Genomic DNA, 23,905 nt, shown 5'->3' on the forward strand with positions numbered 1-23,905 from the left:
TCGTTTGGGTTATCGTCTTAAGATTTTCTTAGCGATTGCAATGATTTTATGCAGCATTGGTCGTGGATAGTAGCGGAAAGTTCCCATTTTGCGGACAATGTAACCATTGAAGTTTTGTTTGAAACGAAGAACACCATCGCTGCCATCGAAAATTCCTTGAATACCAAGGAAAGTATAGAAAGTAATGCCACGTTTCAATGCTTCCGTCATCACATGCTCTTGAAGGGCGACAGGTGCATAAAATTTATTAAATTCGGTGTATGAACCACTGAAAAGATAAACAGCTTCTTGTGGTGTATAAACGAAAAGACTTCCTGCCAAAACCACATCCTCTGAACCATGTTTTTCAATTAATTCTTTAGCTTCTTTAAGGCGAACATCAAAAGTCGCAATTTGCTTATCAAGCTGTGCTTTTTGTTTATTAACCTTGGCTGAGTTGACCCCTTCAGCAATCTTTTGATTCAAAACTGCCAAATCAGCTGCAATTTTATCATGACCAGCCTGCACATTTTTGAGATAATCTTGAAAATTAATTGTCGCAATCATGAACTCACACTTATCACCAAAACTATCATAAAAAGCTTCATAATAATCTAACGGTTTATCTGTATATTCACGGCGTTCAGATGTTGATGCTGTGATTTCTTTAAAGATGTGAAGTTCATCACGGGTTAATTTGCGAACTTTAATTCCAAATGAATTTGTCTTGTTAACAAGTGGGCGACCTTTTTTACTAAATGATTTACGAAGCGTTTCAGGTGTTAATCCTGACAAATCCTTCACGTAATGCCAGTCAGGCTCACCGCCTGGATAACCTGTCTGAAGACCGTCATAACTGTATCCCAAATCAGTCAAACAGCTAATCAATTCAGGCTTTTCATCATCGTTTGGATTACCATGACTGTCAAAACTTTGGTAGGTGTCATATGGCTTAACAATCAGTTCAAAGGCACCATTTTCCTTAGCATAAACTTTTAATTCCTTATAAAATTCAGAAAGGTAAGCTGTACTTGTCGAAGCTGGTCCAGAATTGATTTCCATGTGAAGTCCACCAGTCATCGGCATGCTGTAAAGCACGCCAGCCACCTGAATAGCTCCATCTGCTTCCAATCCTAAAAATGTAATGTCAAAGCCACGTTTTTCGAGTAAATCTGCCATTTCAACAGTTTGCATAAAAGAACGTTCTTTAAATGTCGTATTTAATGTTTCATAATCTTCTCTCGATAAGATTTTCAATGTCATTTTACACGTTTCTCGATTCTAACAAATTCTGTTTCTTGCGCTACTAAAAATATCAAATGAATCTTAATTGAAAATTAATAAATCATTTTCAGAATTTCCACTATCTTTTCAATTTTCTTTACATTTGAGAGCAATATAAATACCCAGCTTTTGCGCTAAAAATGCACAAAAGCTGAGTATTCTGTTTATTAATTTTTGATGATTAACCGATTTGGCTACCGTTTGGTACACTTGGGTCAACTGTAAGAACTGTTAAGTTACCATCATGTTCAGCTGATAGAATCATACCTTGGCTGACAAGTCCCATCATTTTACGTGGTTTCAAGTTAGCTACGATTTGCAATTTTTTACCAACCAATTCTTGTTCATTTGGATAGAATTTCGCAATTCCTGATAGGATTTGACGGTCTTCGCCATCACCGGCATCAAGACGGAATTTAAGAAGTTTTTCTGAACCTTCAACTTTAGAAACTTCTTTGACTTCAGCAACACGAATTTCAACTTTGTCAAAGTCATCAAATTTGATAGCTTTCTTTTCGTTTTTAAGTTCTACTTGAGTTGGATCCCATTCTTTTTCTTCTGCGACAACAGCACCAGCGCCCATGTTAGCTTTGATGTAATCAATTTCAGCTTCCATGTCAAGACGTGGGAAGATTGGTGTTCCTTTGGCAACAACTTTAACACCTTCTGGGAAACCAGCTAAAGTAAGATTTTCAAGGTCAAAGTTATTTCCAAGACCAAGTTGTTCCATGATAGCATTTGATGTTGTCATCATAAATGGTTGGATAAGGTGGGCAACCACACGAAGGCTAGCTGCCAAGTGAGCCATTACTGCTGCTAATTCATCACGTTTAGCTTCATCTTTAGCAAGTACCCAAGGAGCTGTTTCATCAATGTATTTGTTTGTACGTGAGATGATACTCCATACGGCATCAAGTGCACGTGGGTAATCAACTGCATTCATTTGTTTGTGATATTCAGTGATTTTTTCAGCGACAAGTGCTGCCAAGTCAGCATCAAATTCAGTAACATTTTCAACATAAGCTGGCACTTCGCCACCGAAGTATTTATTAATCATGGCAACAGTACGGTTAAGAAGGTTACCAAGGTCATTTGCTAATTCATAGTTGATACGTCCAACGTAATCTTCTGGTGTAAATGTTCCGTCTGAACCTACTGGAAGTGAACGCATGAGGTAGTAACGAAGTGGGTCAAGACCGAAACGTTCGACAAGCATTTCTGGATAAACCACATTACCTTTAGATTTAGACATTTTACCGTCTTTCATGACAAACCAACCATGGGCAATCAAGCGTTCAGGCAATTTCATGTCAAGCATCATAAGCATAATTGGCCAGTAAATTGAGTGGAAACGAAGGATATCTTTACCAACCATGTGGAAGACAGTTCCGTTCCAGAATTTATCAAAGTTTGCGTGGTCTTCTTGACCATAACCAAGTGCAGTTGCATAGTTAAGAAGAGCATCAATCCATACGTAAACAACGTGTTTTGGATTTGAAGGGACTTTAACACCCCATGTAAATGATGTACGGCTGACAGCCAAATCTTCAAGACCTGGTTCGATGAAGTTTTTAATGATTTCGTTCATACGACCATCAGGTTGGATGAAGTCTGGGTGTGCATGGAAGAACTCAACCAAGCGGTCAGCATATTTTCCAAGGCGTAGGAAGTAAGATTCTTCAGAAACCCATTCAACTTCGTGTCCAGAAGGAGCGATACCACCGATGACTTTTCCGTTTTCATCACGGAAGACTTCTTCTAATTGGCTTTCTGTAAAGAATTCTTCATCTGAGACTGAGTACCAACCAGAATATTCACCTAGATAGATATCATCTTGTGCCAACAATTTTTCAAAAACTTCAGCAACAACTTTTTCATGATAATCATCAGTTGTACGGATAAATTTATCATATGAGATGTCAAGCATTTTCCAAAGTTTTTTAACATCAGCAGCCATGCCGTCAACGTATGCTTGTGGTGTGATGCCAGCTTCTTCAGCTTTTTGTTGAATTTTTTGACCGTGTTCATCAAGACCAGTCAAATAGAAAACATCATAGTTCATCATACGTTTGTAACGTGCTAAAACGTCACAAGCAATTGTTGTGTAAGCAGAACCGATGTGAAGTTTACCAGATGGGTAGTAAATTGGTGTTGTAATGTAAAATGGTTGTTTACTAGTCATTTTCTTTCCTTTCAAATAGGAGCAAATGAAACTCCTTTATTGATAACACCTAATTATAACACAAATTTATGGCTGATTATAGGCTAAATGCTGGGGCATACGAAAAAATCGTATTAAAAAGACTGAGAACGTCATCTCAGTCTTCATATATTATTTTTCAGTTGTGATTTCAAATTTTGTTAGGTAATTATCCTTTTGCAATTCACCTTTGAATTGATCACCTACTGTAAGGAATGGAAGACTGTCTGTTGTGTCAGTCGTTGCCTTAACTTTGTAAATTTCTCCAGATGAAGAAATGTAATAAACTGTTGAGCCTGAAATCATTTGGCTGGCTAATTTATCCACCACTCCAGTGATTACTTTGACTTTTTTGGCTTCGCCAGAATTGTCAGCAACACCAGACAAAGCTGAAGTATCTGAATCCGTGAATTTAGCAATCAAAGTCTCGATATCATTGTCAACGGTAACTTGTTGATAATCTTCAGCATCGACAATTGCATAGGATTTGACCAAACCAGCAGCATCTTTAAGAGAAACAAGATAGTAAGCTTTGCCGTCTAATTTTACAAGTGTCGGAGCTGTCGCTTCATAATGCTTTTCTTGAACTTCACCTTCTGCTGATTCTTGCGCAGCAGTTTCAGTTGCTGATGCCAATTTATAATTTGTCACTTCACGCGTTCTCATGTTAACCAAGATAAATCCAAGGTTTGATGAGTCCGCAGTTGCTGATGTAATACCTGTATAAAGGTAAATATCTGAACCAATTGAAATATAATTATAGATATCAGTTGTCTTTTTAACGCCAGTTTGACTGAAAACTGTGTTCCAGAAACCTTTTTGATAAGTGTAATAATCATCAACACGACTAATAACGTTATTAGCTGAGAAGACACGGTCAACCCAATCAGGAATATCCTTGAGGTCATAACGTTTCGTTTCACCTGTCACCGCATTAAGTAAGATAGCACCTGTCGGGTCGCTAGAACTTAACATGAATTTAGGTTTGTAAGTCGTTGCAACGTAGTAAGGATTGCCTTGGTCATCAACTTCAAATGATGGATCCCCAAAAATTGCAGTTGGATATTTTAGGCGTAGATAGCGGAGCGTATCATTGAAGAAGTACTCAGAATCAGAGTATTTCATTCCTTTATCAAGTTTGACAAGTTCAGCTTTACCAGTCGTTTGGTTGACTTTGACATAGTAACCAATACCTTCTTTGTGGTTAGAGAACCATTTCCAGAAAGATTTGTATTCAAGAGGTGAGACTCGGTAAGGTTGCTCACCAATGGTCACTTGACGATAATCATCTGAAATACCAAATTGTGAAACTTTATCAATCGTTCCAAGATAAGTGTCACCAATTTTCTTAGCTGATGAACGGTCAAGCAAAGCCAAGTGAGAAATATCAGTCTCTGGGAAATCAGAAGTAAAATCAGCATCTTTGACCTTAATCACATTAGCATAACTTTTTGCTCTAAACAAACGAGAGTTAAGGAAAGTTGACGCGCCAAGAATAAGTAAAATCGCCGCAATAGCAAAGCTGATAGCAGACAAAGCTTTTCCAAAAGCTGGTTTCGGTGCTGAAACTACTTTTCGAGCACGACTACCTGGCACTTGGAATGTTATTTGTTGGACTTTGCCACCAAGAGACATCAAGGCAATGCCTCCAAAAGCTAAACACAAGCCCTCTAAAACAAAAAGCCAAAATGCTACGCTAAAAATATTAATGGGCGGTAAAAAAATCCAATAGCTGATTAGCATTACTAAAAACCATAAAGCAATTAACCAATAGGATACCGTCTTTTTCATCACAATATCTCCTTTAATTTTGTTCTATCATTATAACACAATTAAACAATTTTACAGCTAAAAAACTAAGCAAGTCAGTTTTTAGGCTTTTCGACTAAGAAGAAAAGAGTAAATCATCGGCGCAATAATCATAATAGCAATGACTACTCCCATCACATAAGGCATAGCCACCTGAACAAAACTCTCAAGCAAGATAATCAAGCCACCAAGCACCCAAAGTTTACCTGCTATGCGGTGTGTCTTATGCCAATTTTTGTCATCAGACAGCGTCCAAGGAATTCGAATCCCGATTGTATGATTGCGATGTGTTTTTGGAAGATAATTTCCGATAATTACAAAAATAATCCCCAAAAAAGCTGGCACAAGAGTTGGGCTACTCTTCACCCAGCCAAGGGCATTCGCATAAATTGAGCCTTGAACAATGAAACTCAAAGCTGGAACAATCCAAGCATAAAATCTTCTCATTTTTGCTGGAACCGTTACTTTCACAGACTCCCTTTCAAGTGAGGCTAAAGCGATGATTTGAAAAAGCACAAATAAAATCGGGAAAGCAACAAGGGTGAAAACTTTACTACTGTAGCCATCAGCTTGCCCATCAATTCCAAAATGAGTTGGTATTTGCTCTGGCAAAGCTTTCCAGAAAAATGCCCCAATCAAAGCTGGCAAAACAATCACAAAACTTGTTAATATAAGTTGTTTTTTATTCATTTTCATCTCCTGATCTCTCCTTTAAATCCGCAAGCCAAGTCATAATATCTTCTAAAACAGAAGTACACAGCTCATAGTAAATAAAATTTTTCTCACGCCTTTCAACCACTAAACCTGCTTTTTTCAAAATCCTCAGATGGTGCGAAATAGTTGCCCCAGCAAGATCGAAATGACTAGCAATTTCACCAGCTGTCAAAGATTTTTCCTTTAATAAGGTCAAAATCTCTCGGCGAATAGGATGAGAAAGTGCCTTGAATGTCTCTGCAAATGCCATAACAATCCCCTACTTTTCTAAAAAAACTATTTAGAAATTTATCTAAATAGATTATAATCCTTTAAAAAAACAGTCACAAGAAAAAAGCATTAAAATCGCATGCCAGTCCATTTTTTGATAAAATAGAAACTAACGATTAGACTTTAGAAAGAAGAAAAAGTTTTGTTAAATCAAAGCTTTGGGATAAGATTATGAAACTCATTTCATGGAATATTGACTCAATCAATGCTGCTTTAACTAGTGACTCAGCTAGAGCTGTTCTTTCACGCGCCGTCATTGATACTTTGGTAGCTGAGAATGCTGATATCATAGCTATCCAAGAAACTAAACTCTCAGCAAAAGGACCTACAAAGAAACACCTGCAAATTTTGGGTGACTACTTCCCAGACTATGACATTTCTTGGCGTTCTTCTGTTGAACCAGCCAGAAAAGGCTACGCTGGGACAATGTTTCTTTATAAAAAAGCCTTAACACCAGAAATTTCTTTCCCAGAAATCGGTGCTCCAGATACCATGGATAGTGAAGGACGCATTATTACACTTGAATTTGATAAGTTTTTCGTCACACAAGTTTACACACCAAATGCTGGCGACGGGCTTAAACGCCTGGCTGAACGCCAACTTTGGGATGAAAAATACGCCCAATACCTAGTTGAACTTGACCAAAAGAAACCTGTTCTAGCTACTGGTGACTACAACGTTGCTCATCAAGAAATCGACCTTGCCAATCCAAATTCAAACCGCCGTTCTGCTGGATTTACCGATGAAGAACGTGCTGGCTTTACTAACTTGCTGGCTAAAGGGTTCACAGATACTTTCCGTCACCTTCATGGTAACATTCCAAACGTATACAGCTGGTGGGCTCAACGTAGTAAGACAAGTAAAATTAACAACACTGGCTGGCGCATTGACTACTGGCTCACTTCAAACCGCATTGCAGATAAAGTAACAAAATCAGAAATGATTGACTCAGGCGCACGCCAAGACCACACACCAATTATCTTGGAAATTGATTTATAAGTGGTGTGATTGGCAGGTTCAACTTTTCACCGGACCTAACTCGATTTTTTATTTCTTGGCTCGTGAAAAAACTGCCCACTGGGCTTGACTCGCTTTTCTATTTCTCGGCTCGTGAAAAAACAGTCCACTGGACCTAACTCGCTTTTTTATTTCTTGGCTCGTGAAAAAACTGCCCACTGGGCAGTTTTTTTACTCAACTCCTTTTAAAGCTTCAACCATATTAATGGTTTTAATTTTATGGCTGATAATGAGGGTTGTGACTGCAGATGTCACCCAGACTAGGACACTGGCAATCAAGAGAACTTGCCAAGTGATGTAGGCTGTGTATTCAATACGAATGGTTGAGAAGGTAGCCACATAGCATCTCAAGAACCAGATTCCCATTGGAATTCCCAGAATCCAACCAATTGATGTTGTCATGAGATTTTCAATCATGGTAATCAATTGTAAATTTTTCTTAGAAAAACCGAGAACTTGAAGCGTTGCATAATCACGCATCCTTTCGACAAAATTCAGAGAACCAAGGTTATAGAGAACAACAATGACAAGTAGCAAAGCAAAACCGATAATCATCAAAAACACACTCATCAAACTATTCACAAAATCATAAGCATTCTTTTCTTGATCTGATTTATTAATGACCGATAAGATATTTTGGTCATTTTTAATATCATCTTTTGACACGTTCTTATCCACCAACAAGGTTTGCGGATTAAATTTGCCACCAGCTGCCTCAAAGGTTTCTGACCTGATGTAGGCTCCTTGGTTAGTCTCACTTGTGACAATCCCTTTAACTTCAAATGAGTAAGATTTACCGTCTTGATAAGGAGTTACTTTCAGAGTTTCTCCTTTTTTGATACCAGCTAATTCCGCAAAACGATTGGTAACATAAATACCGCCTTCTTCAATTGCTTTGTTGTCAGCAGTTCTTGCATTAACAAAATCACCATCACTAACAATAATCAAGAGGCGATTATAACCATCATCTTTTGAAAAACGAGCTCGGCTAATTTGTACCCCTTGACCTTGATAAGTTTTAGCTGCTTGATTGTAATTAGCAACCGTCAAGCGTTTAGCGTATGAAAAATCAGTATTGTACGCTTTATCCACCAAATGATTCATTGAAATTGGCATTCCGACACCAGCAATCAAAAGCATCATACTTCCTGCAACACCAACGATTCCCATGAGCACCCTCACCCTGTTAATAAAGGCATCACGAATCGCCCATTTGCTCTCATCAGAAATACGATTCCAAAAAAGAGGAAGTTTTTCAAGAAACACATGGTGAACTTTCTTTGTTTTCCCTCGTAAGAAAACAGCTGGTAATCCTTTAATGACCTGACGAGATGCCAAATAAGCTGACAAGGTACAAATAAAAATGACAAGCAAAATGACAACTAACGATGACCATGAATAAGCAATCTGCCAATGTGGCAAGGTGAACATCGTCTTTTGTGTCTCAAGCACAAAAAGCGACATAAAAGGAGAGATAGCTGCCCCAGCCAAAGCTCCAAAACTTCCAACTAATAAGCCAAAAGAAATATAATGCCAAGTGATTTGCCCATTTGAATAGCCCAAAGCTTTAATGACTGCAATTTCTTTGGTTTGACTTTCAATCAGGCGTCGAATGGTCGTAAACATGGCAAGAATTGCTAAAAGGATAAAGATGAAAGAGAAAAGATAAGACAGATTTCGAATTTGTCCAACGCGTCCAGTCGCTTCTGACACTTCTGTCAACGTTTTCTGGTTGTCATAAGAAAGTAAATGTTCCCCTAAAATCTCTTCAATATCGTGTCTGATGTCATCCTTTTTGGCATAAATATCGATAGCATTATAAGTTGTGCGACCTTTCGTTACCTTGGCTAAGGCATTTTCTGACACATAGCCGTAAGCATAATTCTTAGAATTTGGTGCTAAATACTCAATACTTCCCGTAAAATAAATCTTATCTGCTGACTCAACCAAACCTTTAATCGGAAAATGAACGGTTTGATTAGCAATAACAAGACTAACATCATCACCAAGCGTCAAATGATTTTTTTCCGCAAAATTCCTATCTAACCAAATGCCTTCAGAATCATTATCAAAGTTTTTCCCTTTATCAACAGTAATCACTTTTTTAGCCGATTCATCAAACGATTCTAACGTTAGATACTTTTCTGAATCACCCTTAAGATCAACCTTCGCTAGAAGCTTTGTCTTAGCATCAACCCTATCCACGCAAGGTAGGGCTTTTATGTCTTTCATTTGATTGTTGCTAATAGCATCCGCTTGAAGCCAAACCGTAGGCAGGTGCGAATCTGAGATAAAAGTATCTAAACTTTTCTCCAAACCATGCCAAGTCCCCTGCAAACCAACAAAAATCAGCACACTTAACAAGGACATCAAAAACACTGAAAAGAATTGTTGCCAATGACGTCTGATATCCCGTCTGAGTTTTAAATTAAGATATTTCATCATTCTTCCAATCTATCCATTTTGAGCATCTTTGTTAACAATAGCATCAATTTTACCATCTTTTAAATAGATGACTTTATCTGCATATTTTTCAAATTCTGCATTGTGTGTTACCATCACAACTGCTACATCTTTATCAGCAGACGTTTCCTTTAAGAGTTCAATGATTTTCTGACCAGTTTTCGAATCCAAAGCTCCTGTCGGTTCATCACAAAGCAAAAGTTTTGGCTTCTTGGCTAAAGCTCTAGCGATTGACACACGCTGCATTTCTCCACCAGATAGCTGATTTGGAAAGTTATTTTTACGATGACTAAGACCAACTTTTTCTAAATACTGTTCTGATTGCTTTGCATTCTTTGTCAACTGGGCTGCAATGCTAATATTTTCCAAAGCCGTTAAACTTGGAACAAGATTGTAAAATTGAAAAACAAAGCCAACAACATCCTTACGGTAACGTGATAGATCTTTATCATTAAGTCCTGTCACATCAGTATCTTCAAATAAAAATTTACCACTCGTTGCTTGATCCATACCCCCAAGTAGATTTAGCATGGTACTTTTCCCTGAACCAGAAGGCCCTAAGATAATGGTAAATTTACCTTTTTCAATCGAAAATGACACATCATCCAAGGCCTTAACTTCTTGATCTCCGACCTGATAAATCTTGCTAATATTTTGAAATGTAATCATCTTATCTCCTAAAATTCTGTTAAAAACTTAACTTTTTCTTTTAATGACGGTTCTTTGTATTGTTCAATAATACGTTTTGACACCGCTTCTCTGTTGCTTGCAATAATCTCCTCTGCTTTCGCAACAGCTTCTTTAATCGGAACTACGATTGGCAGGTCGTAGTGTTTAATAATTTTTTCCAAGCGTTCTTCTTGGCTGCCTGTTACTAGCTCAGGTTGTTTGCCAATTGCAGCAAACCCTTCTTGAATCTCAATATCAGATAATATTCGGTATTTTTCCGACACAGGTCGATGACCATCTGGGTCCATAGCAAACTCTACTGGTAAATGCACCACATCGGTGTACCACATTTTCGAATGCATTTTAGCGACTTGACCATAGGCGTCCATGTATTTGCGATAGAAACTTTTCCCAGGAATTCCTAAAATCGCTTTGGATAATCTATGGATGAAACCTGACCCAGGATTCAATCCTATTTTTAATCGAACCATTCCATAAATCCATTCATTTAGCACCGAACCATCTGAAATAAAGCTAGAATTTTCTTTGTACAAAATTGCCTCTTCTCTTATTCTCTCCTCAAATCTCTTTAATCCCAAAGTCATGAGCTCAGTAGCATTCATGTCTTGAAATCTCCTACCTGGATAAATTTCAGTTAAAATTTCACGAGCAGACAACGCATTAATCAAAGGTATCCCAGTTGCAATTGACAATGCCGTTGCTGTTGTCGTTTTCCCAGTTGAATATGTTCCCGAAATAACCAGTCTGATTTCCCTTTTATACATTTGTTCATTTTCCCTTTAAACTAATATCATGATAAACATAATAAAAAACACTTAAGTCAAATTCCTTTCATTACCTTATATCGCATCAAATCATCCATACTCTCCTTTTTCCATTTTTCCTTACCTTTCAATCATACAAAAGCACAAAAAAACAGACATCCGTAATTTACGAATATCTGTTTACCTTTTTGGTTCAAGATTAGACTAATTTTAATTTGACGGCTTCTCGAACAGCTCCTACTCGCCCTGTAACGTTTAATTTCGTGCAAATATTTGTCACGTGGGTATCGACCGTTCGTCTGCTGATAAATAATTCTTTAGCAATTTGGGCATTAGAATATTCTTCTGCAATCAAGCGTAGAATGCTCAATTCAACCTCTGTCAACAATTGCTTTTTCTGACCTTCTAAGAGGCTATCTGGAATGACACAATTCCCATTAGCAACGTTAATGATGGTACTCGTTAATTCCGTACAAGATGTCTCTTTTGGCAAAAAAGCTTTAACCCCAAGTTCATTGGCACGCTTGTGCAACATAGGCTCATAAAATCCTGAAATGAGAATAATCTTTGGAAAGTCAATGTGCATTTGCTTTAATTGTTCAATTAACTCAAAGCCATGAATATCCTTCAACATCAAATCCATAATCAAGACATCCACTTTTTTACACAACAAACAGAGTTTCAACTCTTCAACTTCTGTAAATGCTCCGACAATATCAAATTTTTCTTCTTGAGATAATTGTGTGCAAATGCCTTGCAAAACCAACTCGTGGTCATCAATCACTGCTATTTTTATCATTCTTATCTCCTTTCGGCAACAGCATTCTTACTTTGGTCGGTGACTTTTCAATTTGCAATTCACCACCAAGAAGTGCCAATTTTTCAGCAATCACATCCAGACCAAAATGATTCTTATGATCATCTGACCGTTCAATAAATTTACCATCATCGCTGACCTCAACTATAAGCTGCTCCTCCGACTCAACCATAGCTAACTTAATCTGCTTAGCATTTCCATGCAAAATACTATTGGTAATCAATTCCTTTATCGAGCGTAAAATAAAATTACTCACTCGACTTTCAAAATGATAACTGTCAAAAGCTATCTCATATTCAATCATCACTGGTTCTTCTTTCTGAAACTTATTCAAAAGTTCCAAAATAGCGTTTTTCAGGCCAAGTTCCTTGATCATCAAAGGATAAATGTTCGAGCACAGCTCACGCAGTTCAAAAACAACATCATCCAAAGTGTTCAAGACCTCGCTTTTGTCAACGTCTCCTGCAGACTCAATTTGTTTCTTATGGTAAATCACCTCTTGAATAATCGTGTCGTGAATAGTGATGGCAATGTCCTCACGCTCCATCTCAACGGCAGAAAAAATTGTTTGTCCATCCAGGCGATAATTTAGCTGCTTTGCCATATCCATAAAATCCTTGATAATCGGCAAAGAACACCAAATAAACAAGAAACAATAAATCACCACAAACCATATCGGCATGAATTTCATCATCACTGCAAATGAAATCATGACAAAAGTTGACACGATGGCTTCCAAAACGTAAACCACAGGTAAGGGCAAGTGCGTTCTCGTCACCGTTAAACGATTGACAATTAAATGATTCACAGCTCCCGTAATCGGAAGAAATAACAGAGGAATCGTGCACGAAAACGGAAGGTCATAAGGCAAAGGAAAAACATAACCAATAAATAAAGGAAGCAAACTGAGCAACGTCAATAAAATTAAATTAACCTTCTGCAAAAGAAATGATGAATAATCCTTTACCAAAGAAAGGGCAGCTAGTATCAACAAAAACGAGAAGCTGACATAAAAAATACCACCAGATAAGTATTTTACAAAAATCAAAGGAAGTGAGAACTCTTGGACCAAAATGAAAATCAAAACGGTCACCAAAGAATACCCCATAACAATCCTTGAAAACAAAGACAATTTTGTTGCCGCTTCTTTAAGAATACTTGCTCGCCAAAAAACATCAATGAAAAAAGGAAGCAAGGTGATATACAAAACCACAAATAAGCGCCCTAAAGTATCTCCCATACTCGAAGGTATCAGGGAGCTAAGAAAGAATGCTGTCGCAATTAGAAACAGGCTATATCGCTTACTTGACCGACTCGTCTTATCTTTTTTTAAAGGTAAAATCGCCCAAACTAATAACACAAAGGCTATCGCTTCAAAAATAAGAAACAAAGATTTAAATGACTGATTTCCCTTAAAAACAATCTGTTTTTCCTGATGATTACGCTCGACAAGAACAGATTTTGCCTGTTCAACAATTAGCCATTTATTCAACAAAACGTTTTTTTGACTTTCTTGCTGATCAATTTTTAAAAGAAGATCTCCTTCAGAAAGTTCTGTTTCCTTGGCTAAGCCACCATTGTGAATATCTGTAACTCTCCAATTACCATTCTTAAAATCAGCTTCAACTCCCAGATAATGGTGATGGCTTGTAAAAGCAAAATAATACGCCCCAATCATTAAAAATAACAGCAAGGATATTCTCAGCCAAACTTTCTTACTTATCCTAAACATCTCTCAACTCCTTTACCATAAAACTCCTCAAATCGTGTAATATGAGACTATTATAGCAAAAAAGATCATGAAATAAGATAGCAATATTAAAAATTCTGATTTTTTAAGCATTGCAAGACTAAAAAATCCTGAGTCTAACTCAGGAAAACTTTCTTAGTTTTTCAATAATTCTGCGTATGATTTTCGGTGACCAAGTTGCAAGACTTTACCATCTTTAACTAAAACAGGACGCTTAATCAACATACCATCAGAAGCAAGTAAATCAGCAGCTTCATCAACCGTTAAGCCATCAACCTTGTCTTTCAAGCCAAGTGCACGATAAGCTTGACCACTAGTGTTGAAAAAGTTTTTAACTGTAAAAGAAGAATTTTCAATCCATGACTTAATTTGATCAGCCTTTGGCGTATCTAGCGTAATATCAATCGCTTCAAAATCAGCCCCTAATTCTTTCAATTCTGCCTTAGCACGACGGCATGTGCTACATTTTGGGTATTCGTAAAAAGTTAACATTATTCTTCCTCTTTTCTAAAAATAGCATTTTCATGCTCTAAAAGCCAACGTTTTCGCTCGATGCCTCCAGCATAACCAGTTAACTGCCCTTGACTACCTAAAACACGGTGACAAGGAACAATGATAGATAATGGATTTTTACCAACAGCACAGCCAACGGCTTGCGCCGAACTACAGTTAATTTGTTTAGCAATTTCTCCGTAAGTCATTGTTTGACCATAGGGAATTTGTGCTAAAATTGCCCAAATTTTCTTTTGAAAAGCAGTACCTTCTGGCACTAAAGTTAAACGGCTAAGCTCAGGATTTTTTCCTGCAAAATAATCTTCCAGCCAAATTTCTATTTCATCTAAAAAGATATTACCTTCTTCAATTATTTGTTCTGTTTCATAGACACGCTCAAAGTATTTTTGCCCCTCAAAATAAACACCTAAAATTCCATCATCACCAGCTAGCAACGAAAGATCTCCAATAGGTGACGAAAAAAACTTTCGCTTAATTTTTCCTGACATTTTAACTACCTCTTATAAGCTATTATCTTTCCAACGCTCATTGATTTTAGGAGTTCCATCAGAATTAAGTAAAGGTGTTATCCCTGAAGGATCACCAAGTCCACCAATAACTTCAAGATACTCAACCCCAGTTTCATGGTCAACTAGCAAAGTTAAATTTTGTTTTTTATTATCAAACTGAATACTGAAAAATCGTTCTTTCAACTGCTTTTGATAGTCTCTTAATTCTTTTTTCTCCATGATAAATCTCCTTTAAATCATTTTCCTCATTATATCAAATAAAGACAAAAAGAGCCGAGATTTAATCTCAGCTCATCTTAATTATTTCTTAGCAATTAAACGAACACGTACGATATTGTCGCTCGCTTCAAAGTTAGCTACCAAGTGATCAACTTTGGCTTTATCTGTTTCATCAAGATCAAGAAGGGTATAAGCATAATCACCTTTTGAACGGTTGATGATATTATCAATGTTAATGCCAAGTTCAGATACCGCTGTTGAAATTTTAGCCACGATATTTGGAACATTTTTATTAATAAGAGTAATACGATATGGCGCTGTCAAAGCTTGATGGACATTAGGGAAATTAACTGAATTAGTGATTTCACCTGTTTCCATAAATTGACGAATGGTTTTACCAGCCATAATCGCACAGTTCAACTCAGCTTCTGCTGTAGAACCACCTACATGAGGGAAGACAGTGATTTTATCTTTGTTAAGCAATTCTTCAGTTCCGAAGTCTGTAATGTAACGTTTGACAACACCTGCTTCGATAGCTTCAAAAAGCGCTGCATTATCAACCAATTCACCACGCGCAAAGTTGATAACAACAGTTCCTTTTTGCATCAAACCAAATGCTTCGCTATCAAATGTATGGCGTGTTTCATCTGTCAATGGCACGTGAACAGTAATGTAATCACAATTTGCAAAAATTTCTTTGACATCATCAACACGTTTGACATGGTGTGAAATATTCCAAGCTGTTTCAATAGAAACATATGGGTCATAACCCAAAACATTCATGCCAAGACGTTGGGCGTAGTTGGCAATGCGTCCACCAATAGCACCAAGTCCGATGACGCCAAGCGTTTTACCAGAAATTTCATTCCCTGCAAATTGTTTTTTGCCAGCTTCGACTTGTTTTGGAACGTCATCACCTGAAAGAGTATTGACCCAAGCGTTAGCTGCGATGTAATCACGCGCTGACATTAAAATAGAGGCAAGAACTGCTTCTTTAACCGCATTAGCATTAGCACCTGGTGTATTGAATACCACAATTCCTGCCGCTGTTGCGTCAGCAATTGGAATGTTATTTGTCCCTGCACCAGCGCGGGCAATTGCTTTTAGATTTTCAGGAAATTCAACGCCGTGAAGATTTTGACTACGAAGAATAAAAGCATCTGGATTTTCTGCTAAATCCCCATCAACTTGAAACTGATTTCCTAATTCTTTAAGACCTACTTGATTAATATTATTAAATGTTTTAACACTGTATACCATATTTACCCCTTTACACCAAGAGCCTGGGATAAAATCTCAGACTCAAATGGCTTATATCGCTATAAAAGAAAAATCTTGTTTATTCCTAATCAGAATCATTGACAGAAAGCCTTATTTGTTTTCTGCTTCAAATTTTTTCATGAATTCAATCAAATCAAGCACACCTTGACGAGGGAAGGCGTTATAAAGACTTGCACGCATACCACCAACTGAACGGTGACCTTTAATGTTTTTGAATCCAAGTGGTGTGGCTTCTGCTACAAACTTAGCATCAAGCTCTTTACTTGGTGTCACGAATGGAATATTCGCTACTGAACGTTCTGCTGGGTTCTTAACAGGATTTGTATAGAAGTCTGATTGGTCGATGAAGTCATACAAAAGACCTGATTTTTCACGGTTAGCAGCCTCCATCTTGTCAACACCACCGAAAGCTTTCACCCATTCAAAGACAAGTTTTGCAATATAGATGCTGTATGCAGGTGGTGTATTATAAAGTGAACCCGCTTCAGCTTGGATACGATAATCAAGCATTGCAGAAAGTGTTGGCTCATCATTCAAGAAATCTTCACGAACAATAACAACAGTCACACCAGCAGGACCAATATTTTTTTGAGCGCCCGCATAAATCAGTGCAAAATCTTCAACATTATAGCGAACCGCTAAAATATTAGAAGACATATCTGCCACAATTGGTACACCATTAGTATCTGGAAGGTCATAAATAGAAGTTCCTTCAATAGTGTTATTTGTTGTGATGTGAACGTACGCAGCTTCAGGATCAATATCTTTTGGATCAAATGTAGGAATATGATCATATACAGTATCTTCTGACGAGGCTAGGAGCAAGGGTTCAAAAGGAACGGATTTGGACAATTTAACAGCTTCAGCATAAGCTTTTTTACCCCATGATCCACCAACTAGATAATATGCCTTACGTCCCTTAGCTAGGTTCAAAGGAAGCATAGTGAATTGTGTAGATGCTCCGCCTTGAAGGAACATTACTTTGTAATTATCAGGAATTGCCATCAATTCACGCAATAATTTTTCAGCTTCTTTAATGATATTATCAAACTCTTTGGAACGGTGGGACATTTCTAAAACACTCATGCCGCTACCTTGGTAGTCAAGCATTTCACGCTGTGCTTGTTCAAGCACTGGTTTTGGTAACACTGCAGGACCTGCAGAGAAATTGTAAATTGTCATAAAAATACCTCCGTATAATGGTATAAATTATATCACAATTTTCTGAATTTTGTAAAGATTTTTACGGATTTTTATCCAAAATATTTATGAATAACCATGTTATAATAGTAAATAACAAACATTAAGGAGAAAAAATGATTATCAAAGAATTTTGTGCTGAAAACACAACTTTGCTCAGCCAACTTGACTCATCTGTTAAACGCGTCGAACTTTGTGACAATTTAGCCGTTGGTGGAACAACTCCTTCATACGGTGTCATCAAAGAAGCTGCGCGCTATCTTCACGAAAAAGAAATCTCACTCGCTACAATGATTCGTCCACGTGGTGGTAACTTTGTTTATAACGATAGCGAACTTCGAATCATGGAAGATGATATTCTTCGTGCAGCAGAATTAGAAAGTGACAACTTAGTCCTTGGGCTTTTAACTGAAGATAACCACATCGATGTTGAAGGGATCGAACAACTTCTTCCATCAACTCAAGGCTTGCCACTAGTCTTTCATATGGCATTTGACCAAATTCCTCTTGCTGATCAAAAAGAAGCTATTGACCAACTTGTCGACCTTGGTTTTGTACGTATCCTAACTCATGGTTCTTCAGAAAATAATGATATTTTTGAAAATGTTGACCATCTTAAAGAATTAGTTGATTACGCCGACGGACGCATTGAAATTATGATTGGTGGCGGTGTGACAGCTGATAATTACCAAGAACTAATTGAAAAAACTGGTGCCCAAGCAGCACATGGCACTAAAATTTGTTAATAATGATTTAACACCTTGAAGAACAAGGTGTTTTTTTACACCAAAAAATCCGAATTCTATTAAACTCGGATTTTCCATCACATTTATGTTAACTTTGGAGATATCTTTTTCACCTAAACGGCGTCTCCTCCACGTTCACCTGTACGAATACGGATGACTTCTTCGATGGGAAGAATGAAAATTTTCCCATCTCCGACTTCTCCAGTGTGAACAGCTTTGCAGATAATATCTACAATTTCGTCAACCGCTGCATCATGAGTAACGATTTCAACTTTGACTTTTGCAAGCAATGTTGGAACAATTTTTTGACCACGAACATATTCTGCAAAACCGCGTTGGTTACCATATCCCAAAACTTGGCTGACGGTCATCCCTTTTGTAAAACCAGCCTTTGATAAGGCATCCTTCAGATCTTCCAAGCGATCTGGACGAATAATAGCCTCGATTTTTTTCATAATGTACACCCTTTCTAAACGTCTCTATTGTAACTTAGTTTAACTCAGTTTTTTATTTTCGACAAGCCAAACGTTGCTGCTTATGAATCCAATCCCATGAAAGTTGGGTAAGCTGTTTCTTCATGTTCGCTGTCATCAAGACCAATAGCTTCGGCACGGTCTTCAACTCGAATACTTGTAAAGATTGAGATAATCTTAACAATGATGAATGTAGCAACTGCTGACCAAACAATTGTGAAAATAATAGCTGCGATTGTTACTAGGAAAAGATGTGCATTTCCGTAAATCAAACCAATATTGTGTTTATCAAGAGCAAGTTCTGGTGTTGTGAAAAGTCCTGTTACCAATCCACCAAAGATACCACCGATACCGTGACAACCAAAAGCATCAAGTGCGTCGTCGTAACCAAATTTGCTTTTAAGAACTGAAATAGCGAAATAACAAATTGGGCTTACACAAAGACCAATTAAAAGTGAACTCCATGTTGATACAAAACCTGCGCCAGGTGTGATAGCGACAAGTCCTGCAACCAAGCCAGTTGAAGCACCGACAAGTGAGAATTTACCAGTCAAAACTTTTTCAACAAGCAACCAAGATAGCATTGCTGCTGCTGCTGAAATATGAGTTGTTACAAAAGCATGAACTGCAAGACCATTGGCTGCTAAAGCAGAACCTGCGTTAAATCCAAACCAACCGAACCAGAGAAGTCCTGCACCAAGGAAAACAAACGGAACATTATGAGGACGATATTCTAAACGGTCATAGTCACGACGTTTACCAAGAAGAATGGCTAATACCAAGCCAGAAACCCCTGAAGTAATGTGAACTACATCACCACCGGCAAAGTCAATCGTACCCCATTGAGCCAAAAGCCCTTCGTCCCAAACCATATGAGCAAATGGGAAGTAAACCAACAACAACCAGAAAATAACAAAGATAACTAATGGTGTGAATCGCATGCGCCCTGCTGCCGCTCCTGTTAAAATGGCAACAGTAATGATTGGAAACATCATTTGGAAAGCTGCGAACAAAGCATCTGGAATAGCTAAGCCACGCGTACTAGCTGATTCACTAACACCTTTGAAGAATAGATGAGAGAAGTTCCCAATAAGACTTCCGTTCCCGCCAAATGAGAGGGAGTAACCACAAACCATCCACATTACTGAGGCAACTGCAATAGGAATCGCACACATCATCATAGTGTTGATGACATTTTTACGTCTTCCTAAACCACCATAGAAGAAGGCTAAGCCAGGTGTCATTAAGAAGACTAGGCCAGCACAGATAATCATAAAAGCAATACTTCCTGCATCCATATCAAAAACTCCTTTTATTTTCTAAGGTTTTAGTTTTAAAACCAAATTTCAAATCTCTAACTATGTGTCAGATTTTTATGTTAGATAATATAACACTATTTTTTAGACAAGTAAAGGGTTTTTGGATAAATTTTCTAAATTTTCTAATTTTATAACAAGAGATGTCAGAGCTGAATTTCAGTAAAAAATGTTCATTCAGCCTTATTTTAAAAGCTTTTAGCAAGATTTCAAAAATACACAGGATGTTAGTTTTTGGTCAATTTTCTTTATAACTATCTATGTTATATTTTCTTACATAAAATTGTAAACAAACTAAAAAATCAGACAAAATGCCTGATTTTTTCAATGAATCATATCAAATACCGTGATAAGCGTTATAAACTTCTTGGCGATTTAAACCATAAGTTTTGGCAACTTTCTTAATGGCTTGGTTAGGTTTGTCTCCAGCTTCAACTAAGCTAGCCACAAGTTCTGCCGGATTTAAGTCTTCAGCTGCTTTTTCAGCTTGTGCCTCTTCATCTTGACCAGATACGATTAACAAACATTCACCTTTTAGCGGATTTTCAGCAATGTAGTCCAAAAGTTCTGAAATTGCACCGCGTTGGTATTCTTCATAAAGTTTTGTCAATTCACGGACTAAAACAACTTGTCTGTCACCATAGACAGCTAACATGTTTTCTAACGTATCTGCCACACGATAAGGTGATTCATAGAAGATTTGAGTTTCAGGATAAGCTTTTTTACTTTCAAAAAAGTCTTTTTGCTGTCCTGATTTTCGTGGCAAGAAGCCATAAAAGATGTGTGGCTGCGGTGCTAGACCACTTGCAATCAAAGCTGTAATCCCTGCTGAAGCACCAGGAAGAGCAACTACTGTAATGTCTTCAGCAATCGCCGCTTTGACCAAATCATGTCCTGGATCTGAAATTGATGGCATACCCGCATCTGATACTTGTGCCAAATTTTTTCCAGCTTTCAAAAGCTCGATTAACTCTGGGATTTTTTCATAGGCATTATGCTCATGAAAACTAATTTGCTTAACTGTAATATCAAAATGCTTCAACAAGAGCCCAGTATTTCTGGTATCTTCTGCGCAAATAAAATCAGCTGTTTTAAGGGTCTCCACAGCACGAAAAGTCATATCTTGCAAGTTTCCAATAGGTGTTGGAACAAGATACAGTGTCCCATAGTCGCTCTGGCCTTTGAAACTTTTTTGTACTTTCATATCAGACAACTACTCCCTATCTAAAACTTCCATACAGAACATGCATTCTTCGTCATTTTCACGACGTTGTCCATAGTAGTCATTACAGATATGGAAACCATCATGGTAAATACTTTCGATATATTTTTTACCTTGTTTAGAAGATTTTACAGGAGCTTCTTGTTCTAATTGAGAAAGACGTGTGCGCAATTTGTCATTCTCAAGTCTAAGAGCTGTATTTTCTTCTAACAAAGATTGTACTTGTTTTTTCATGGCTTCAATTTCAGCCAAGGTAATCATTAAATTTTGTGAAAAGCCATCAAAGGCATCAAATAATTCTTTTTTATCCACGTACTTTGACCTCCTCTAAAGCGTAAGTTAAAAGAGTATGTCGTTCAGGTAATCTTACCTTAACAGTATCAGAAAAGACATCGATTCCTGCAACAACTCCTAATCCATCAACTGTTTCAATTTCTGTCCCCAAATCAGGGAATTTCTCCTTAGAGGTTTTATAAAATTCATCCTCAAAGCTCAAACAGCACATCAAACGACCACAGATACCAGCCGTTTTTCCAGTGCTAAGTGACATGCCTTGATTTTTAACCATCTTGATTGATACCGGTGGAAATTCTCCTAAGAAACTAGCGCAACAAAGGGCACGGCCACAAGGGCCAACACCACCATAAACTTGTGCTTCTTCACGACTATTGATTTGGCGAAGTTCAATACGTGTTTTGAAGTGGGCCGCTAAATCACGCAAAAGCTGACGGAAATCCACACGGTCTTCCGCACAAAATGTAATCAAGACATAACTTCTTTCCAAAGGAAAGACAATGTCGATGACTTTCATTTTAAGCTGATTAGCCTCAATCAACTCATTTACTTTGTCAAATGAATTCATCGCCAAAGTCATATTCTCTTGATAAGCTTGAAAATCTTTATCATTTGCTTGACGAAGGACGCTATCCATTTCAGCAGGTAATTTAACCTCGTCCATATCTTCATTAGCTGTCACAACTTGAGCTAAGCGACAACCTTTTTTATTCTTGATGACTAAATAATCACCAACTTGATAGTTTTGGTTTGGCAAAACATAAACAACTTTGCCTGTTTCTTCGTATTTTACACTCAATACTTCTGTCATGAAATCACCATATATTCTAGCACATTTTGGAAGCTAACATTACTTCTCCACATTTGCTGTGCCTTATAACTTTTCTCTAAATAAGTTAGACTCTCTTTTTGATTAAACTGCTTTGCTAAGAACAAAGGGAGCAGTTGAAAAACTAGTTCTTGCTCAGACTTTTCAGGTGCCGCCTGAACCAAGCGTCCTGTTTCCAAATATGCTGTTGCTTTATCTTTAAAGAGAATTGAGATAAAGCGTTCAATCGTCTGAAGCAAGTCTAAAATCTTTTTATCAGCCATCAACTCATCTAAATGAGCTGGGGTTTTAGCCAATTCAGCTAAAATATCTGCCTGAGTTTTCAGAATGCCAGCTTTCTCAGCTTGTTCGACCAAAAGCTTTTTGTTTTTTGGAAAACGAAAGACCTGCGTACGACTCTTAATCGTTGGAAGGACCTTGCTTTCATCACTAGTCAATAGAATCATGTAAGAAGAACTTTGAGGTTCTTCAATGAATTTCAAAAGACTGTTAGCAGCGTTGACGTGCATCTTTTCACAGTCTTGAATAATGAAAACCTGTGATTTTCCTTCAAATCCTGAACGTGAAAAGTCACGCATCATTTCACGAATCGTCTCTGTCTTGATAATCTGTCCAGTCGGTTTAACCACTTTAACATCTGAGAAATCATTGTCATCTATCAATTGACATTCACGGCATTTCCCACAAGGTCTACCGTCATGCAAATTCTCACAGAAACGACTTTTGGCAAGATAGAGTGCAAAATCAAAGCTGGCAAAATCCCCTGAAAAAAGATAGGCATGGTTCATCCTATCTGATTTTAAAATCTGATTAAAGTCTTTAAAAAGTTGGGGTTGCAAGCACTCTAAATCCATTTTAATTCCTTTACTTTTTTAGCTTAATTGCTCAAGAATCACTTGTGTTGCTTCTGCAACAACTTGATCAAGATCACGAGACGCATCAATAGTTACAATACGTTCTTCTGTCTGAGCCAAAGCTAGATATCCTTGTCTAACACGCTTGTGCATGTCTAATTTTTCCAAATCAAGACGATTAACTTCACGATCAGTATTTTTGGCAATTCGAGCCAATCCGATTTCTGATTCAACGTCAAAATAAAGCGTCAAATCAGGTTCTCTACCGTCAGTTGAGAAGTCATTTAACTTAGCGATAATATCCTTATCAAGTCCACGTCCTGCTCCTTGATAGGCTACTGAGCTATCAATAAAACGGTCAATCAAGACCACCTTACCAGCTTCTAAAGCCGGCAAAACCTTTTCAACATAGTGTTGACGTCTAGCTGCCATATAAAGAAGCAGCTCTGTTTTACTATCCATCGCAACATACTTAACATCTAAAATAACGTCACGAATGCGTTCTGCAATTTCAACACCACCAGGCTCACGTGTGGTTACAATATCATAGCCCTTCTCTTGCAAAACTGGAAGCACTTTTTCAAGAACTGTTGTTTTTCCAGCCCCGTCTGGACCTTCAAATGTAATGATTATACCGTTTTTCATGAAAATTCCTTAATACTATTTTCTTTACTTCTATTTTATCAAAAATC

24 protein-coding genes are annotated in these 23,905 nt (G+C 37.5%); 2 read left to right on the forward strand and 22 right to left on the reverse strand.

The window, feature by feature from the left end:
- Positions 1-9: 9 nt before the first annotated feature.
- From GPZ88_RS02075 to GPZ88_RS02095, 5 genes are all read right to left on the reverse strand, one after another.
- The gene (locus GPZ88_RS02075; RefSeq protein ID WP_074479931.1) at positions 10-1,242 is read right to left on the reverse strand and encodes an aminoacyltransferase; all 1,233 of its coding nucleotides are present in this window, start codon (positions 1,240-1,242) and stop codon (positions 10-12) included.
- Between the two features lie 202 nt (positions 1,243-1,444).
- A complete protein-coding gene (metG, locus tag GPZ88_RS02080; protein WP_074626326.1) occupies positions 1,445-3,445 on the reverse strand; it encodes a methionine--tRNA ligase in 2,001 nt (666 codons plus the stop codon).
- 150 nt (positions 3,446-3,595) lie between these two features.
- Complete coding sequence (locus GPZ88_RS02085) at positions 3,596-5,254, reverse strand: DUF1218 domain-containing protein (RefSeq protein WP_166043225.1); 1,659 nt, start codon at positions 5,252-5,254, stop codon at positions 3,596-3,598.
- Between the two features lie 81 nt (positions 5,255-5,335).
- Complete coding sequence (locus GPZ88_RS02090; protein ID WP_240915105.1) at positions 5,336-5,962, reverse strand: SdpI family protein; 627 nt, start codon at positions 5,960-5,962, stop codon at positions 5,336-5,338.
- Complete coding sequence (locus GPZ88_RS02095; protein ID WP_166043229.1) at positions 5,955-6,236, reverse strand: autorepressor SdpR family transcription factor; 282 nt, start codon at positions 6,234-6,236, stop codon at positions 5,955-5,957. The genes GPZ88_RS02090 and GPZ88_RS02095 overlap by 8 nt, the downstream gene beginning before the upstream one ends.
- Before the next feature lie 191 nt (positions 6,237-6,427).
- On the opposite strand from GPZ88_RS02095, the gene GPZ88_RS02100 reads away from it, so the two are divergent.
- The gene (locus tag GPZ88_RS02100) at positions 6,428-7,255 is read left to right on the forward strand and encodes an exodeoxyribonuclease III (RefSeq protein WP_166043231.1); all 828 of its coding nucleotides are present in this window, start codon (positions 6,428-6,430) and stop codon (positions 7,253-7,255) included.
- A gap of 189 nt (positions 7,256-7,444) precedes the next feature.
- Here the strand turns inward: GPZ88_RS02100 and GPZ88_RS02105 are convergent, their stop codons facing one another.
- From GPZ88_RS02105 to serC, 10 genes are all read right to left on the reverse strand, one after another.
- Positions 7,445-9,718: an ABC transporter permease gene (locus GPZ88_RS02105; protein ID WP_476715124.1), complete on the reverse strand. Its 2,274-nt coding sequence runs from the start codon at positions 9,716-9,718 to the stop codon at positions 7,445-7,447.
- A gap of 9 nt (positions 9,719-9,727) precedes the next feature.
- On the reverse strand, positions 9,728-10,405 hold the full coding sequence (locus GPZ88_RS02110; protein ID WP_074564223.1) for an ABC transporter ATP-binding protein: 678 nt from the start codon (positions 10,403-10,405) through the stop codon (positions 9,728-9,730).
- Between the two features lie 8 nt (positions 10,406-10,413).
- The gene (locus GPZ88_RS02115; RefSeq protein WP_166043233.1) at positions 10,414-11,190 is read right to left on the reverse strand and encodes an AAA family ATPase; all 777 of its coding nucleotides are present in this window, start codon (positions 11,188-11,190) and stop codon (positions 10,414-10,416) included.
- Between the two features lie 199 nt (positions 11,191-11,389).
- Positions 11,390-11,989, reverse strand: coding sequence for a response regulator transcription factor (locus GPZ88_RS02120; RefSeq protein WP_039696457.1), 600 nt, complete (start codon positions 11,987-11,989; stop codon positions 11,390-11,392).
- The gene (locus GPZ88_RS02125; RefSeq protein ID WP_166043235.1) at positions 11,967-13,685 is read right to left on the reverse strand and encodes a sensor histidine kinase; all 1,719 of its coding nucleotides are present in this window, start codon (positions 13,683-13,685) and stop codon (positions 11,967-11,969) included. Before GPZ88_RS02125 ends, GPZ88_RS02120 begins: the two co-directional genes overlap by 23 nt.
- Before the next feature lie 207 nt (positions 13,686-13,892).
- Positions 13,893-14,249 (reverse strand): arsenate reductase family protein, encoded by a 357-nt coding sequence (locus tag GPZ88_RS02130; RefSeq protein ID WP_166043237.1) that lies wholly within the window; start codon positions 14,247-14,249, stop codon positions 13,893-13,895.
- Entirely contained in the window at positions 14,249-14,758 is a 510-nt protein-coding gene (locus GPZ88_RS02135) for a methylated-DNA--[protein]-cysteine S-methyltransferase (protein ID WP_039696455.1), read from the reverse strand. Before GPZ88_RS02135 ends, GPZ88_RS02130 begins: the two co-directional genes overlap by 1 nt.
- Before the next feature lie 12 nt (positions 14,759-14,770).
- Positions 14,771-14,998 (reverse strand): DUF6440 family protein, encoded by a 228-nt coding sequence (locus GPZ88_RS02140; protein ID WP_039696454.1) that lies wholly within the window; start codon positions 14,996-14,998, stop codon positions 14,771-14,773.
- Between the two features lie 81 nt (positions 14,999-15,079).
- Positions 15,080-16,258: a 3-phosphoglycerate dehydrogenase family protein gene (locus GPZ88_RS02145; protein WP_093814955.1), complete on the reverse strand. Its 1,179-nt coding sequence runs from the start codon at positions 16,256-16,258 to the stop codon at positions 15,080-15,082.
- A 111-nt stretch (positions 16,259-16,369) separates the two neighbouring features.
- A complete protein-coding gene (gene serC, locus GPZ88_RS02150; protein ID WP_039696452.1) occupies positions 16,370-17,461 on the reverse strand; it encodes a 3-phosphoserine/phosphohydroxythreonine transaminase in 1,092 nt (363 codons plus the stop codon).
- A gap of 134 nt (positions 17,462-17,595) precedes the next feature.
- On the opposite strand from serC, the gene GPZ88_RS02155 reads away from it, so the two are divergent.
- On the forward strand, positions 17,596-18,225 hold the full coding sequence (locus GPZ88_RS02155) for a copper homeostasis protein CutC (RefSeq protein ID WP_074626291.1): 630 nt from the start codon (positions 17,596-17,598) through the stop codon (positions 18,223-18,225).
- A 113-nt stretch (positions 18,226-18,338) separates the two neighbouring features.
- Here GPZ88_RS02155 and GPZ88_RS02160 read toward each other — a convergent pair whose 3' ends face one another.
- From GPZ88_RS02160 to tmk, 7 genes are all read right to left on the reverse strand, one after another.
- Positions 18,339-18,680 (reverse strand): P-II family nitrogen regulator, encoded by a 342-nt coding sequence (locus GPZ88_RS02160; protein WP_039696436.1) that lies wholly within the window; start codon positions 18,678-18,680, stop codon positions 18,339-18,341.
- Positions 18,681-18,760: 80 nt separating this feature from the next.
- Positions 18,761-19,996: an ammonium transporter gene (locus GPZ88_RS02165; RefSeq protein ID WP_039696435.1), complete on the reverse strand. Its 1,236-nt coding sequence runs from the start codon at positions 19,994-19,996 to the stop codon at positions 18,761-18,763.
- Between the two features lie 355 nt (positions 19,997-20,351).
- Positions 20,352-21,218: a 16S rRNA (cytidine(1402)-2'-O)-methyltransferase gene (gene rsmI / locus GPZ88_RS02170; protein ID WP_166043239.1), complete on the reverse strand. Its 867-nt coding sequence runs from the start codon at positions 21,216-21,218 to the stop codon at positions 20,352-20,354.
- Positions 21,219-21,227: 9 nt separating this feature from the next.
- Complete coding sequence (yabA, locus tag GPZ88_RS02175; protein WP_039696433.1) at positions 21,228-21,548, reverse strand: DNA replication initiation control protein YabA; 321 nt, start codon at positions 21,546-21,548, stop codon at positions 21,228-21,230.
- Positions 21,541-22,341, reverse strand: a complete 801-nt coding sequence (locus tag GPZ88_RS02180; RefSeq protein WP_074602650.1) for a PSP1 domain-containing protein — start codon at positions 22,339-22,341, stop codon at positions 21,541-21,543. The genes yabA and GPZ88_RS02180 overlap by 8 nt, the downstream gene beginning before the upstream one ends.
- Positions 22,338-23,213 carry a DNA polymerase III subunit delta' gene (locus GPZ88_RS02185; protein ID WP_166043241.1) on the reverse strand — a complete coding sequence of 292 codons (876 nt, stop codon included), beginning with the start codon at positions 23,211-23,213 and terminating at the stop codon, positions 22,338-22,340. The genes GPZ88_RS02180 and GPZ88_RS02185 overlap by 4 nt, the downstream gene beginning before the upstream one ends.
- Positions 23,214-23,231: 18 nt before the next feature.
- On the reverse strand, positions 23,232-23,858 hold the full coding sequence (gene tmk, locus GPZ88_RS02190; RefSeq protein WP_166043243.1) for a dTMP kinase: 627 nt from the start codon (positions 23,856-23,858) through the stop codon (positions 23,232-23,234).
- Positions 23,859-23,905 lie beyond the last annotated feature (47 nt).

The organism is Streptococcus ruminicola, from assembly GCF_011387195.1.
In the GTDB taxonomy this organism is placed as follows: Bacteria; Bacillota; Bacilli; order Lactobacillales; family Streptococcaceae; genus Streptococcus; species Streptococcus ruminicola.

Bases quoted from the DNA above. Each gene is read 5' to 3' on its own strand.
- GPZ88_RS02125 (WP_166043235.1), bottom strand. From the start codon at position 13,685: ATGATTGGGGCGTATTATTTTGCTTTTACAAGCCATCACCATTATCTG.
- GPZ88_RS02105 (WP_476715124.1), bottom strand. From the start codon at position 9,718: ATGATGAAATATCTTAATTTAAAACTCAGACGGGATATCAGACGTCAT.
- GPZ88_RS02160 (WP_039696436.1), bottom strand. From the start codon at position 18,680: ATGAAAAAAATCGAGGCTATTATTCGTCCAGATCGCTTGGAAGATCTG.
- GPZ88_RS02140 (WP_039696454.1), bottom strand. From the start codon at position 14,998: ATGGAGAAAAAAGAATTAAGAGACTATCAAAAGCAGTTGAAAGAACGA.
- GPZ88_RS02185 (WP_166043241.1), bottom strand. From the start codon at position 23,213: ATGGATTTAGAGTGCTTGCAACCCCAACTTTTTAAAGACTTTAATCAG.
- GPZ88_RS02165 (WP_039696435.1), bottom strand. From the start codon at position 19,996: ATGGATGCAGGAAGTATTGCTTTTATGATTATCTGTGCTGGCCTAGTC.
- GPZ88_RS02090 (WP_240915105.1), bottom strand. From the start codon at position 5,962: ATGAATAAAAAACAACTTATATTAACAAGTTTTGTGATTGTTTTGCCA.
- GPZ88_RS02100 (WP_166043231.1), top strand. From the start codon at position 6,428: ATGAAACTCATTTCATGGAATATTGACTCAATCAATGCTGCTTTAACT.
- GPZ88_RS02075 (WP_074479931.1), bottom strand. From the start codon at position 1,242: ATGACATTGAAAATCTTATCGAGAGAAGATTATGAAACATTAAATACG.
- GPZ88_RS02085 (WP_166043225.1), bottom strand. From the start codon at position 5,254: ATGAAAAAGACGGTATCCTATTGGTTAATTGCTTTATGGTTTTTAGTA.
- serC (WP_039696452.1), bottom strand. From the start codon at position 17,461: ATGACAATTTACAATTTCTCTGCAGGTCCTGCAGTGTTACCAAAACCA.
- GPZ88_RS02110 (WP_074564223.1), bottom strand. From the start codon at position 10,405: ATGATTACATTTCAAAATATTAGCAAGATTTATCAGGTCGGAGATCAA.
- tmk (WP_166043243.1), bottom strand. From the start codon at position 23,858: ATGAAAAACGGTATAATCATTACATTTGAAGGTCCAGACGGGGCTGGA.
- GPZ88_RS02120 (WP_039696457.1), bottom strand. From the start codon at position 11,989: ATGATAAAAATAGCAGTGATTGATGACCACGAGTTGGTTTTGCAAGGC.
- GPZ88_RS02145 (WP_093814955.1), bottom strand. From the start codon at position 16,258: ATGGTATACAGTGTTAAAACATTTAATAATATTAATCAAGTAGGTCTT.
- GPZ88_RS02095 (WP_166043229.1), bottom strand. From the start codon at position 6,236: ATGGCATTTGCAGAGACATTCAAGGCACTTTCTCATCCTATTCGCCGA.
- GPZ88_RS02130 (WP_166043237.1), bottom strand. From the start codon at position 14,249: ATGTTAACTTTTTACGAATACCCAAAATGTAGCACATGCCGTCGTGCT.
- GPZ88_RS02180 (WP_074602650.1), bottom strand. From the start codon at position 22,341: ATGACAGAAGTATTGAGTGTAAAATACGAAGAAACAGGCAAAGTTGTT.
- rsmI (WP_166043239.1), bottom strand. From the start codon at position 21,218: ATGAAAGTACAAAAAAGTTTCAAAGGCCAGAGCGACTATGGGACACTG.
- metG (WP_074626326.1), bottom strand. From the start codon at position 3,445: ATGACTAGTAAACAACCATTTTACATTACAACACCAATTTACTACCCA.
- GPZ88_RS02115 (WP_166043233.1), bottom strand. From the start codon at position 11,190: ATGTATAAAAGGGAAATCAGACTGGTTATTTCGGGAACATATTCAACT.
- GPZ88_RS02135 (WP_039696455.1), bottom strand. From the start codon at position 14,758: ATGTCAGGAAAAATTAAGCGAAAGTTTTTTTCGTCACCTATTGGAGAT.
- GPZ88_RS02155 (WP_074626291.1), top strand. From the start codon at position 17,596: ATGATTATCAAAGAATTTTGTGCTGAAAACACAACTTTGCTCAGCCAA.